14 protein-coding genes are annotated in these 13222 nt (G+C 49.0%); 4 read left to right on the plus strand and 10 right to left on the minus strand.

What is annotated here, in order from left to right:
- Nucleotides 1-48: 48 nt before the first annotated feature.
- Entirely contained in the window at nucleotides 49-2199 is a 2151-nt protein-coding gene (locus EPD17_RS14470) for a carboxy terminal-processing peptidase (RefSeq protein WP_132055305.1), read from the minus strand.
- A gap of 638 nt (nucleotides 2200-2837) precedes the next feature.
- Here EPD17_RS14470 and EPD17_RS19990 point away from each other — a divergent pair.
- On the plus strand, nucleotides 2838-3008 hold the full coding sequence (locus EPD17_RS19990; protein ID WP_155523186.1) for a hypothetical protein: 171 nt from the start codon (nucleotides 2838-2840) through the stop codon (nucleotides 3006-3008).
- A 209-nt stretch (nucleotides 3009-3217) separates the two neighbouring features.
- On the opposite strand, the gene EPD17_RS14475 is transcribed toward EPD17_RS19990, so the two are convergent.
- On the minus strand, nucleotides 3218-3649 hold the full coding sequence (locus tag EPD17_RS14475; RefSeq protein ID WP_132055307.1) for a response regulator: 432 nt from the start codon (nucleotides 3647-3649) through the stop codon (nucleotides 3218-3220).
- Nucleotides 3650-4162: 513 nt separating this feature from the next.
- Between EPD17_RS14475 and EPD17_RS14480 the strand changes: the two genes are divergently transcribed.
- Entirely contained in the window at nucleotides 4163-4498 is a 336-nt protein-coding gene (locus tag EPD17_RS14480) for a four-helix bundle copper-binding protein (protein ID WP_132055309.1), read from the plus strand.
- Nucleotides 4499-4669: 171 nt separating this feature from the next.
- On the opposite strand, the gene EPD17_RS14485 is transcribed toward EPD17_RS14480, so the two are convergent.
- The 8 genes from EPD17_RS14485 to EPD17_RS14520 form a co-directional block, all read right to left on the minus strand.
- Nucleotides 4670-4876 (minus strand): heavy-metal-associated domain-containing protein, encoded by a 207-nt coding sequence (locus EPD17_RS14485; protein ID WP_132055311.1) that lies wholly within the window; start codon nucleotides 4874-4876, stop codon nucleotides 4670-4672.
- A gap of 21 nt (nucleotides 4877-4897) precedes the next feature.
- On the minus strand, nucleotides 4898-7318 hold the full coding sequence (locus EPD17_RS14490) for a heavy metal translocating P-type ATPase (RefSeq protein WP_132055313.1): 2421 nt from the start codon (nucleotides 7316-7318) through the stop codon (nucleotides 4898-4900).
- A gap of 280 nt (nucleotides 7319-7598) precedes the next feature.
- On the minus strand, nucleotides 7599-8363 hold the full coding sequence (locus EPD17_RS14495) for a metallophosphoesterase family protein (protein ID WP_132055315.1): 765 nt from the start codon (nucleotides 8361-8363) through the stop codon (nucleotides 7599-7601).
- Nucleotides 8364-8374: 11 nt separating this feature from the next.
- Nucleotides 8375-9472 carry an ACR3 family arsenite efflux transporter gene (gene arsB, locus EPD17_RS14500; RefSeq protein WP_132055317.1) on the minus strand — a complete coding sequence of 366 codons (1098 nt, stop codon included), beginning with the start codon at nucleotides 9470-9472 and terminating at the stop codon, nucleotides 8375-8377.
- Nucleotides 9473-9496: 24 nt separating this feature from the next.
- The gene (arsN2, locus tag EPD17_RS14505) at nucleotides 9497-9949 is read right to left on the minus strand and encodes an arsenic resistance N-acetyltransferase ArsN2 (protein ID WP_114233619.1); all 453 of its coding nucleotides are present in this window, start codon (nucleotides 9947-9949) and stop codon (nucleotides 9497-9499) included.
- 27 nt (nucleotides 9950-9976) lie between these two features.
- Nucleotides 9977-10171, minus strand: a complete 195-nt coding sequence (locus EPD17_RS14510) for a hypothetical protein (RefSeq protein WP_132055319.1) — start codon at nucleotides 10169-10171, stop codon at nucleotides 9977-9979.
- Nucleotides 10172-10217: 46 nt separating this feature from the next.
- On the minus strand, nucleotides 10218-11066 hold the full coding sequence (locus tag EPD17_RS14515; protein ID WP_132055321.1) for an arsenite methyltransferase: 849 nt from the start codon (nucleotides 11064-11066) through the stop codon (nucleotides 10218-10220).
- Nucleotides 11067-11119: 53 nt separating this feature from the next.
- Entirely contained in the window at nucleotides 11120-11449 is a 330-nt protein-coding gene (locus tag EPD17_RS14520) for an ArsR/SmtB family transcription factor (RefSeq protein ID WP_132055323.1), read from the minus strand.
- Between the two features lie 237 nt (nucleotides 11450-11686).
- Between EPD17_RS14520 and EPD17_RS14525 the strand changes: the two genes are divergently transcribed.
- Both EPD17_RS14525 and EPD17_RS14530 read left to right on the plus strand, forming a co-directional pair.
- Nucleotides 11687-12037 (plus strand): hypothetical protein, encoded by a 351-nt coding sequence (locus tag EPD17_RS14525; protein WP_132055325.1) that lies wholly within the window; start codon nucleotides 11687-11689, stop codon nucleotides 12035-12037.
- Nucleotides 12038-12121: 84 nt separating this feature from the next.
- The gene (locus EPD17_RS14530; RefSeq protein ID WP_165929618.1) at nucleotides 12122-13144 is read left to right on the plus strand and encodes a TolC family protein; all 1023 of its coding nucleotides are present in this window, start codon (nucleotides 12122-12124) and stop codon (nucleotides 13142-13144) included.
- The last annotated feature ends 78 nt before the right edge of the window (nucleotides 13145-13222 follow it).

A 13222-nucleotide genomic window follows, 5' to 3' on the forward strand; every position in this document is an offset into this window, starting at 1 on the left:
CGAGCGGCCTTTGCAGACCGCCCTTTTTGTTTATTTACCAACGCGATATCAAAACGCTTTCACTTCTTTTTCTTTCTTCAACTGACCGCTGCGGGCCAGGTTTTGCTGGTTGCGGATATCGCCTACAATTTTCACAGCCTGGTCCAGATAAATATCGCGGCTCAGGTTTTTCAGCCACTGGGCATAGCGTTCGCTGCGGTCTTTATCAGCAGTAAAACGCTCCTTATCCTGCGGCAGGTAGTTTACATTCATTGCCGATGCTTCGGGCAGCTTCAGCAGGCTATCAATCTGGCGCACCTTTTGGCGCAGCAGCTTTTGATCTGCCTTGTATTTATCGATCTGCAGCGGGTACTCGCGGTCGTTTTGCTTGCTCAGCCAATCGGTGGCCTGCTTAATGGTTTGGAACACCGGGTTTTGGCCTACTCTTGAATTGCTCAGGTTTTTGATGGTCTGCAAATCGTACTCGCCGTTCCAGGTTTTGTAACCGGCTTTGCTGATCTCGTCCCAAGCCAAAGCATTCGGATTGTCTTTTTCGCGGAAACGCAGGTACTCGTATTGGTCGGGAAGGACCACATCAGGCACCACGCCTTTCAATTGGGTAGAACCACCGTTGATGCGATAGAACTTTTGCAGGGTCAGCTTTACGCTACCGAGCTCAGAGTTCTGGTTCATGAAATCCTGCGGATCCAGGCCAATGCTGCGCTGCACCGTGCCTTTACCAAACGTGCTGGTGCTGCCGATTACCACGCCACGGCCATAATCCTGGATGGCGGCTGCAAAGATCTCGGAAGCCGATGCACTGAATTCATTCACCAGCACGGTCAGCGGACCATCGTACAGCACCGAGCCATCACGGTCGCGCATCACGGTAGGTTTGCCTTCGCGGTCTTTTACCTGAACAATCGGGCCTTCGTCGATAAAGAGGCCGGCCATCTGCACCACATCGTACAGCGAACCGCCGCCGTTGTTGCGCAGGTCAATCACGATGCCGTCGACTTTAGCGGCTTTTAATTTCATTACTTCCTTCGCTACATCCACAGCACTGCGGCTGCCGTTGGGATCGCTGAAGTTGGCGTAAAACTCGGGCAACAGGATGTACCCGATTTTGGATGCACCATTTTCAATGACTGCACTGCGTGCAAATACTTCGTCCTGCACAATTTTTTCACGGATCAGGGAAACAGTTTTCAGGGTGCCGTCCACTTTTTTCAGCGTCAGGCGCACTTCCGAGCCTTGTTTACCACGAATCAGTTTTACCGCATCTTCCACGCCGTAGCCAGTCAGTTCCGCAGGCGTTTGTTCGCCCTGCGCCACTTTCATTACTACATCGCCCACTTCAATTTGTCCCGATTTCCAGGCAGGGCTGCCCGTAATAAGGCTGGCGATTTTAATATTGCCATCGTCGTATTGCAGCGAAGCACCAATGCCAAAAAACTCGCCGCTCAACTGTTCGTCGAAATAGCGCTTATCGGCCGGCGGGAAAAACTCGGTGTAAGGGTCCATCATTTGGGTGATGGTATTTACATAGATCGCAAACTTATCGTCGTCGGAAAACTTGTAGCGATACCGCTCGAACACCCGGTTCATGGCACGCACCACTTTTTCGCGGGCTTCTTTTTCCAAAGCCGCATCTGTTTTATTGGCGGTGCTATCTTTTGCTTTGGAACGTTGTTCCTGCAACTCGGCATAACGCTCCAGTGTCATGTATTTCAGGCGTTTGCGCCAGGCCTCCTGCCGTTGGGCGGCATTTGCCGGGAACGGAATCTTTTTAGAATCGGCTACATAAACCTCGTCTTTGGTGAAATCGAACGGTTTGGCCAGAATATCAGTCACCAGCTTTTCGGCTTCGCCAATGCGCTTGTTGAATATTTTGGAAGCTTCGCGGAAAAAGGTAACCGGGGCACCTTTGATCTCATCATCCACCTTGGTTTCAAATGGGCGCAACGCTTCGATGTCTTCTTGCAAAAAGATGTTTTTCTCAGCGTCGAGTTCCTCCAGGTATTTCTGGAACACTTGCTTTGAAAACTTATCGTTGACGTCTTTGGGTTGGTAATGTCCCTGCCTCAGCATTTCGCCCACACTCTGCAAAATACGTTCGTATTTGGTGGGCGGGTCGGCTTTGCCGGTTGTTCCCAGGGTGCGGATGGTTAAGAAAATGCCGGCTGCCAGCATCAACAGCACTATTGGAAGTCGCTTCATGTTTGTTAGGTATTTTAAAGCCTGAGGCATGTATATCAAATTTAGGGCAAAAAAAGTGGCCAGCAGGAAATGAGGTATTGTTTATAACAAACGTTTTTGATGAACGGAAAACGGGGCGGACTGCCCTCCTCTCGGCCAACTGTTTACCGGCGCAGCCTAGGCTATGCCGTACATTTTCGTGCCAGCTATAAGCAATGCTAACTTTTTCGCAGTCATGAAAAATGTTTCCAATGGAGTCGCCTGAATTCCGTCGCAGCTTCGTTCAATTAATTAGCAAACCTGCATTTTCGAAGAAGTTGTTGCAAAGGATGGAGCTTTTCATGCCTCGGGATTAATTGAATAGAGCGAGGTTACAACGCTACGGTCTTTGTAAAAAAACAATTTTGCGCATTGCTGGTTGACGTCATTTTGATAAAATGCAAAAGCCCCCCAACCCTGCTTTTTTACCGACACAACCCTGATTAACCCCGCCTCCCACCCGACCTTATTATCAATTTTTCTAATGATGCTCGTCATAAAAATGGCGGCGCCGCTGCCGCAATTTTGTAGGGCAAAGTATCCCATCGGAAAACGTGCTCCATGGGTTACAACATTGCATTGAAACCGTAAATTAAAAACTACGAAAACCAGGAGGGGTTATGAAAAGTGCAGTCTTATTTTTCCCGGACGCGATCAATCTGAAGGCGTTTGTGTTGGTTGAAGGGCTGAACGACGTGCAGCTCGGCAATGAGCAGTCCATACCCGTCAGCATCATCAGCGAAGCACAATTGGAAAAAGCGTTGACTATTTACGGCGCTATTTGGCAGTAAAATAAACGGCGCTATTGATTGAATGAGCCATTCATTGGTGTAGTAAAATCGTTTCCGAATCTATTCAAAAACTTTATACTTCCAATAAAAATGGCGCACTACCCTGCGCCATTTTTTATGCACTTGCTTTTAAGTCTACAAATTTTATAGCTGCATATACAGCTGCGCCGGCACCGTTTTGCCCACATCCAGCTTTAGCTATCGATGCATTAGGCAGCAGCGGTTTTTTCCTCGCAGCAGTACTGCAACATCTCAGTTACCACTTGCTTGAACGAGGCAACCGTGGAAGGCTTGGTGTAACAGCGGGCGCCCAGGTTTTGGAAAAAATAAAAATCCTGCTGGCTGATGGTAGTGGAAAGAACCGCCACGGGGATATGGTTGTAGGCCGGCTCCTGGCGAATCCGCATCAGCGCCTCACGGCCCGAAACCAGCGGCATATTGTTGTCGAGCACAATGAGGCAGGGATGTTGTTCGAGGCGATGCAACGAAGAAAGATAGGCCAGCACGGCCTCCCCGTTGGGCACTTCCACCACCTGGTGCTGCACACCCAGCAGCGCTAAAACCTCGTTCATGATCATCCGATCGTCCATATCATCATCGGCATAAAGCACGGTGAATGGCTTTGTTGGTGCTGTTTTCATATTTCAATTGTTTTGACCCGTTTGCGTTGCCACAAACCATTTTTCCAATCATTTCACAACAAGCATTTTGCTGCACAAGGAAATACTAAACTGCACCTGGATGCAGCAGCGTTCTTGTGAAAAGCCTAACGACAATGCTAATTGGCAGCACAGATGCGCTATGTTGTTGGAATGATGGAAAAGGATGGATGCACTTGCGTGCACAATTTGTTTTCGTCTGCAAAGAGTTGATGCAACGAATGGCCATCGGCCTGCTTTTTCAACTTTCGCTTGTTAAAACTCGGCAACAGCATCCATCGGGTACATGACCAACGTCAGGAATGGCGCTGACATTATTATTTTTTTCAAAGTTTACCCTTTGCGGTTAGCCCGTCGGTTGTAGGTCATTGGTTCTACGATTGAGATTGGAAAAGGTAGAGGGATCGTTGGGCGCCAAAAAAAGGAAGGAACTGCCGGTGCGGCTGGTTCGGTTATTGTGCAACGGTTGTTTCAATAACCCCTAAAATTTCGCTTATGCAAAGCAACTACCAACAATACCAAAGCTGTATCGATGCCTGTTTGCGTTGCGCCTCGGCCTGCCAGAATTGCGCCAGCTCTTGCCTGCAGGAAGAGCACCTGCACATGATGGCCAAATGCATCCAGCTGGACATGGAATGCGCAGCTCTTTGCTATGCCGCGGCACAGTTGATGAGCCTGGGAAGCGACCGTGCAAAAGAGCTATACCGCATTTGCGCCGATGCGTGTGAGGCTTGCGCTGCCGAATGCAGCCAGCACCAGCACGACCATTGCCAGCAATGTGCACAGGCCTGCCGCGCCTGCGTTGAGGAATGCCGTCGCATGGCTGCATAATGCGCAACAGGGTGCTGTTTTTCATTGATGAAAAATAGAAACGTTTCAATCAACAACTTCGTTACAGCAGACGACTCTTGCAAATAATGGAAATAAAAAGGGAAGGTTATTTGTTTATATCAAACAAACAGGCCAGGCGCTGCAATGTTTAATCCTGGTTTCGAACGCACATTATAGCTGCTCGGCCTTGAAGCCTGCTTTCTCAACCATGGATTGCACTGCAGTTGGCGGCAAAGTTGTTTCCACCGTAAGCACTTTTTGCGGGTTTGCAGTATCCACTTTCCATGTAACAAGTTCCGGTACGCTTTCAAGATGCGGTTTTACAGCGGCAACACACCCGCCGCAATTGATGTTTGTTATGAATTGAAAGATGTTCATGTTCTTTTGTTTTCAAATTGTTTATAAACGTTGCCATTTCAGCCGCAGGCTGTTGGCCACCACACTTACACTGCTCAACGCCATGGCTGCGCCGGCAATCATTGGGTTGAGTAAAAAACCCGTAAATGGGTAGAGCAAACCGGCCGCAATGGGTATGCCAATAAGGTTGTATATAAAAGCCCAGAACAGGTTTTGCCGGATGGTGCGTACTGTTTGTTTCGACAACCGAAGCGCCTGTGGAATGCGGGCAAGATCAGATGTCATGAGCGTCATCTTTGCAACATCCATCGCTATGTCGCTGCCCTGTGCCATGGCAATGCTCACATCGGCCTGTGCCAGGGCCTGGCTGTCGTTGATACCATCGCCCACCATACCCACGGTTTTGCCCTGCTGCTGCAATGCTTTTACAAAAGCTGCCTTGTCCTGCGGCATAGCCTCCGCTTTGTATTGCGCAATGCCTACCTGCTGCGCCACTGCGGCTGTGGTTTGTTCATTATCGCCGGTAAACATATACACCTCGATGCCTGACTTTTGCAATGCCTCGATGGCCGTTTTGGACGATGGTTTTATTTGATCGGCAATGGCAATGGCTGCAATTACCTTATCCCCGCCGGCAAAAAATACGACCGTGTTGGCCTTTTCCCTTTGGCCTGTGGTCCATACATGGACAACATCGGGTAATTCAATGCCATGATCTGCCAGTAGTTGCCTAGTGCCCACCATATAGGTTTGGCGATCGTATTGCGCAGTGATGCCTTTGCCGGTAACCGACTGGATGGCATTTAATTTTAGCGCCGATGCATCACCTTTGAGGTGGGCCACAACTGCATCGGCAAGCGGGTGCTCGGATGCCTGCTCCAGGCTAAAAAGTATGTTGCAGTCCAATGCTGTATTATCCAACCAAAATACATCTGTAACAACCGGCTTGCCTTCGGTGATGGTGCCGGTTTTATCAAGTACCAGTGTATCCATTTTGTGTGCCAGCTCCAGGCTCTCCGCATCTTTTATCAGGATGCCCTGTTCGGCCCCTTTTCCAACGCCTACCATAATAGCTGTAGGTGTAGCCAAACCCAGCGCACAGGGGCAGGCAATAACCAGTACCGTAACCAGTGCAAGGAGGCCCTGCGTCAGTCCGTTTTCGCCGCCCAGCACCACCCATGCAACGAAGGCCAGCAGCGCAATGCCAATCACCACCGGCACAAATACGCCGGCAATTTTATCCACCAGTTTTTGCACCGGTGCTTTTGAACCCTGCGCCTCCTGCACCATTTTAATGATGTGCGCCAGCAGGGTTTCGCTGCCCACTTTTTGGGCCCTGAATTGAAAACTGCCTTTTTGATTGATGGTTCCTGCAAATACTTTTGCATCGAACTGTTTGATCACTGGTACCGGTTCACCGCTGATCATGCTTTCATCCACGTACGATTCGCCGCTGGTAACCACGCCATCTACCGGAATTTTCTCACCGGGTTTTACCAGCAGCATATCGCCCACTTGCACTTGTGCAATAGGTAAATCCGCCTGGTGGCCGCCCTTATGAATAACAGTAACGGTGTTGGGTTGCAGCCCGATCAATTTTTTGATGGCGGAAGATGTGGAAGCCTTGGCCCGCTCTTCGAGCAATTTGCCTAAAAGAATAAATGCAATAACCACTGCAGCCGCTTCGAAATACACATGGGCATGTAGCCCGCGCTGGTGCCAGAACTGCGGGTAAAGGGTGTTGAACACGGAAAAAACATAGGCAATGCCGGTACTCAGCGCCACCAGCGTGTCCATGTTTGCCGAACGATGCTTTGCCTGCTTCCATGCGTTGACAAAAAACTGGCTGCCAAATATGAGTACCACCGGCGTGGCCAGCGCCCACATGATGTAATTGGCGAAAGGCATACCCATGAACACCATCCCGATGACTACCAGCGGAATGGAAAGACCAACCGACCAGGCGGTTTTGACCTTCAGGTAGCGGAGCTTTTGTTGTTGCAGTTCATCGAGTGCTTCTTTGGCTTCTTTGCTGTCTTCAATCACCAGGTCGTACCCGATCGACTGGACGCTGCTTTTCAACTGTGCGGGTGTAACAATAGTGGGCACATACTCTACCTGCAGCGAGCTGCTGGCAAAATTAACACCCGCCTCTACCACACCCGGTTGCGTTTGTACTATGCTTTCGGCACTGGCGGCGCAGGAAGCACAACTCATGCCTGTTACTGGAAAAGTATTTTTTATTGTTTCCACGTCATAGCCCAAACCACGAATGGCCGTCACCAATTCCGGAAGCACCTGCTGGTCTTCGGTTTCGATGACGGCCTTATGGTTGTTGAGCTCCACTTTGTGCGCCTTTACGCCGGGCACTTTTGCAATGCCCTTGTCCACAATCAGCGCACAGTGCTCGCTATCTACGCCGCTCAGCGGCAGTTCTATTATGTTGGGTTGTACCTTTTGCATGACCTCCGGTTTGTATTCTACAAAGGTCATGCGGTGGCGGCCGGGTGTTGTTACACTTTTATGGAAAAGATGTGTAGGTTTTTGTGGTTGACGGCGTTCAAGTTTGAAAGATGATCAGCGTGCAGCGATAGTCTTCACCTTACCAAAGGATAAACCTTGGTGCTAACGACGATGCATTACGCAGGCGCCCTTTAATGCAAACTGACAAATCTTGCATTCCACGTCTTCTAACATTGAATAAAAAAACACGCCGTGCATTGGAAGAGCGGACAAGCTTTCACTACAAGGCGTTACGTAACATGTCAGCATACTCATTTGGCAATGGGCTGCCTTCCACGGCTGTCGCGGCTTTTTCTATATCATATGCAAAACGAATAAACTGGACCTGCACGCTGTCCCTGTCCGCAACGCCAGCATCGGCGTTGATGGTGAGCATCGCATAACAACCACGCGGGTCACCGTCTTTTGGTTTGCCAAGAGAACCTATGTTGACCGCATGGCGATAATTGCCCGCTGCCGATTGCAACACGCGGTGAAACGGTTTGTGTGTATGACCAAAACACAAGATGTCGGCATTGGCTTCTTCCATGATGCGCAGCATGCTCCGCTCCTCACGGTCTTCAAAAAGATACTCGTTGATTTTGCGGGGCGAACCATGCACCAGTAGCACGTTAAGCGGATCTTTCTTCAACGAAAACTCGAGCCGGATATGCGCAGGAAGCGTACGCAAATACTGGCGTTCATCCGCACCAACAATACTATCGGTGTAGGAAATCGAGATGTTGCCCATTTCTTTGTCCCGCTCCGTTTTGTATGCGCAGCCGCAATCGCCGCTCATGAGCCCAATACCTTCATCGTAGTTGCCTTTTATGGTGGGGATGCGCCGCTGCCTGATCTCGTTGATCACTTCATTGGGCCAGATATTATAACCCACCAAATCACCGAGGCAATAAATGGCATCGGGCTGCTGTTCGTCAATGCTTTTGAAAAACGCTTCCAGTGCGGGCAGGTTGGCGTGGATGTCGCTAAACAGTGCAATCTTCATGTCTGTTCAAATTAAATGTTCGAAGGTTTTGTTTCGGAAATTTGTGGCGCTGTATAATACTTTTTGCGCAGCCAGAACGCCACATTTACCAGGGCAATAAGTGCCGGCACTTCAACCAGCGGCCCAATAACACCGGCAAAGGCCTGTCCACTATTGATGCCAAACACGCCGATGGCAACAGCAATGGCCAGCTCAAAGTTGTTGCCCGCAGCAGTGAATGCAATGGATGCATTTTTTGAATAGTCGGCGCCCATCCGTTTGCCAACAAAAAAGCTGACCAGGAACATGATAGCAAAATAGATCAGCAGCGGAATGGCAATGCGTATCACGTCCATGGGTATGCGCACAATCATTTCACCTTTCAGGCTGAACATAACCACGATGGTAAACAGCAACGCGATGAGTGTAATGGGCGAAATAAGGGGTATAAATTTTCGATGGTACCAGTCCTCCCCTTTTATTTTGCGCAGCACCATGCGGGTAAGCAAACCGGCAAGGAATGGAATGCCCAGGTAAATGGCAACGCTTTGGGCAATCTCACCAATGGTTACGTTTACCTCAACACCACCAATGCCAAACAACGGCGGCAACACCGTAATGAAAATGTAAGCATACACGCTGTACAACAACACCTGGAAAATACTATTGAGTGCCACCAGCCCTGCTGCATACTCCCTGCTTCCTTCAGCCAATTCGTTCCAGACAATGACCATGGCAATACAGCGGGCAAGCCCGATGAGGATCAGGCCCACCATGTACTCGGGATAGTCGCGAAGAAATACAACGGCTAAGACAAACATCAGGATGGGACCGATAATCCAATTGAGTAAAAGCGATACGCCCAACACTTTTGTGTTGCGAAATACTTCGCCCAGTTGTTCGTACCGCACTTTGGCAAAGGGCGGATACATCATCAGAATCAAACCAACTGCCAGCGGGATATTGGTGGTGCCGCTTGAAAATGAATTAATGAATGACGAGGATGAGGGTACAAAGTATCCAATGGCCACACCCACAGCCATGGCCAGGAAAATCCACAAGGTCAGGTACCGGTCGAGGAAACTTAATTGCTTTCGTTCCAGCGCCGGTGCACAATTGTTAGCCGACATTACATTTTGTTTTGTTTGAAATTTTTATGGCGCTATGTAAACGTTTACGTTCATCTTTTTTACCATCACCGCTGCACTTGCCGGGCATACATGGCTAAACTCTGACGACGCCTGCACTTCAGCAGGGACACTGCTTCGCTCCACATTTGCATAAGCTTTCTTTGAAAAATATCCCGCCGCAGTTTCAGTAAGTAAAAAAATGTCGGCAACTCCGTTAGCAGCCGCATAGTTTTCCAGCGTAGCCACCAGGCGTTCTGCAATGCCCTGACTCCTGTATTCAGGATGAACAACCATTGAACGCAACAGGCCATACGGCCCATACCGCTCCAGGCCAATAATGCCCACAACATTTCCATCTGCTGTTGCTGTAAAAAATCCATCAAGCACTTGCGGCAAATCTTCTGTGGGCAGCTTTTGCGACTGCAACAAAGAAATAATTGCGGGCCGCTGTTGCGGGGTTGCGTTAATGAGCTCCATAAAATTATCTTGATTTTTTTCAATAGCTTACAGCAATCCGGTTGTACGCGACACATCTTTTTTGCTGCGCTGGATATTCCACATATCCGACACAGAAAATGGCCGCTGGCCGCAGCGATAATTGTTTACAATGGCTATGCCTGCTACCTCATAAATCGTTTTGCAGGAGCTGGGGCAGCATTCAATTGTATTGACGTCGGTTTGGTTTGTGTTTGGTTTCATTTTTATTTGTTTTAAAGGTTTGTTGTGGTAAATGGTCGACGGTTGATCAACTGCAGCAATCAGGACCGCCGCAAGTTTTGGTATCGTTCAGTGGCTTTTCGGCATACACTGTTACGCTCCTGATACCGGTGCCTGATTGCTTAAACAAAAAGAGTTCTTCCGGCGAAAGGTGTTGCAGCAAAATATCATCGGGCACAGCAATCAGTTTGTCTTTTTGAACGGTGATGTTTTCAAAACCATTGGCCGATATCAGGTCGAGATAAGCTTGTTTTTGAATAGCACCGGCAACGCAACCGGCATACATTTCAGCAGCTTCTTTAATGCCTCTGGGCAGCTCGCCTTCCAGCACAATATCGGAGATGGAGAAATGGCCGCCAGGCTTCAGCACCCGGTATATTTCTTTGATCACGCCATCTTTGTTCGGTACCAGGTTGAGCACACAGTTGCTGACAATTACATCGGCAACATTGGCCGTTACCGGCATCTTTTCAATATCGCCCTGCCGAAACTCCACGTTGTGGTAACCCAGTTTTTCCGCATTTGCCCTTGCCTTTTCAATCATCGCCGGTGTAAAATCAATACCAATCACTTTGCCGCCTTCGCCGGTTTGGTGGCGGGCAACAAAACAATCGTTGCCGGCACCCGAGCCCAGGTCAATCACCACGTCACCTTTTTTTATTTTGGCAAACTCCGTAGGCAGGCCGCATCCAAGGCCAAGGTCCGCATCGCCATTGTAGCCTTCAAGTTTCGTGTAGTCATCGGCCATGATGTTGTACACTTCGGTACTGCATCCGCCAGAGCCGCAGCACGATGCAGCGTTGGTTGTCCTGTCTTGCGTGGCTATTTCGGAGTATTTCTCCCGAACAATTTCTTTGAGCAAGTTGTCCTGATTCATGATTGTATGTTTTTAATTTATCGTAATATCACGATGATTTAAGGCAAAAAAAATCAACAGCAGCCGGTGCTGCCTTTGTACGAATCAAACAATGCGTCCAGTTCTTTTTTATACTGCTGCCACACTTTTGGATTAATGCAGTAACACACACTTGCACCTTCTACTGTGCCTTGGATGATGCCAGCATTTTTCAATTCCTTCAGGTGCTGCGAAATGGTTGCCTGCGCCAAGCCCAGTTCCTCCACAAGGTCGCCGCAAATGCAGGCATCGGCTTTGATCAGGTGTTGCAAAATGGCGATGCGTGCCGGATGCGCAATGGCCTTGAGCATTGTTGCCAGCTTGTTTTGCTCCTTGGTAAATATTTCAGATTTGGTAATTCCCATAACAACTATATCGCAATATTACGATGATACTTTTTATCATGCAAGCCGAACAGGATATTTTTTAGAAATATTTTTTTTACGGCAATCTGCATCACCAACTATGCTCTTCTTAACATTTGATTAAACTGCACCGTCAATTATTGCCGTGGAGCTTTCTTTTCTTTGCACGTTATGAACAACGGCAGTAACAGAACGGCATGGGCAACATAAAGGGGCAGGTCAGCCCTGGTGTTGCTGTTGGCTGTTTTGATGCTGGTTGTTTCCTGTCCCTTCAAACGCCTGCTGCGGGCTGAAACCGGCGTGCAGACCAATGCACAAAAAACCATCAAACGGCAATGTGCAGAACAAACTGCTGCAGTGGTGCAGCACAATGTTTGTTGCGGGCAAAAGCAGAAAATCACGCTGGTACAACTCCATGATAACAAACAGGAATTGCCAGCAGCCGATTTTGTTGCCGACTTGGACCGCCAGGCTGGCTTTGCGATTCAGTATTTTTTAAGCGGAACCGACGAAGCTATTCAAACCGCTATTAGTTCTGCTCCATCCCTACTTCCCCTCTTTTTGCAGCACCGCCGCTTGCTTATTTAAACTCATTTTCTTTTTTGTATTGGAATGTTACAACCTGTGGCCACCGGCCGCATTGGTTCCTTATTTCACTTACCTCGAAAGAAAATGAAGTTTAAAATATTGGCTTCGGCAGCAGTATCCTTGTTGCTGGGCACACATACCGCTTTTTCCCAAAAAACTACCTACACGTTGCCCGATGTTTGGCACCGGGTATTACAGCACTACCCTTCTTTCACAGCTCGGAAAGAAGCCATCGAAGTACAGGCCTTGAAAAAGGATTTAACCAGGCAGGCCTTTTTACCTGATATATCAGTACAGGCGCAACACATCTATGGATCTGTAAAAAATATACCGGGTTCATTTTTCCCTTTACCCGGCTTGTTTACCACCACTGGCGGCAACAAACCGCAGGCAGCCGCAACCGCTGGCGCCAACCTCAATACATCAGCGGTGTTGCAATGGAATTTTCTCCAATTTGGCCGCAGGCAAAAAGCAATGGAAGCCGCCGATGCCGCTATTGATTGGAGCAACGCGATGCTGAAACAGGAAGAGTGGAAACTACTCGTTGCGGCAAGTAAATTATATGTTGCAACACTTGCCACCACTGCCGCATTGAAAGTTGCCCAGGCCGATACACGCCGCTTTGCAACACTTCTGGAGTTGGTGCAGGCGCAGGCATCTGCAGGTTTACGGCCCGGCGCCGATACGCTGTTGCTGAAAGCATCTTATTTGCAATCGAAGGCCGCCGAACATGACCACATTGCCGAACGGCGCAAAGCCTTGGAGCAACTGGGCGCATTAATGGGTGAAAGCAGCGCTGCGTTTTCATTAGACACAACTGCATTTCACCAGTTAGCACAAACGTCGATCAGCACTAGCGATGCAGTGCAGCAACATCCTTACCTGCAGGTTTTGGATAAAGAAATTAGGGGCGCTGAAGCGGGGCAGGCCTTGGTAAAAAAAGAAGTGTATCCCACTGTTAGTTTGTTGGCCGGTGTGGGCCTCAAAGGTTCCGGTATTGCTGCGGATGGCACCATGCACAAAAACATCGGCGCTCCGTGGCAAAATGCATCAGGCACTTACCTCGCCGGTATTGGATTGATCTGGAACTTTTCATCGCTGTATTAAAACCGCACAAAGCAGGCAGTAGCCAACCGCACCATTGCCATCGCTAAAGCGGAAAAAGAAGCCGCTACAATAGAATTG

This window comes from Pseudocnuella soli (genome assembly GCF_004347775.1).
GTDB lineage: Bacteria > Bacteroidota > Bacteroidia > Chitinophagales > Chitinophagaceae > Flavisolibacter > Flavisolibacter aquaticus.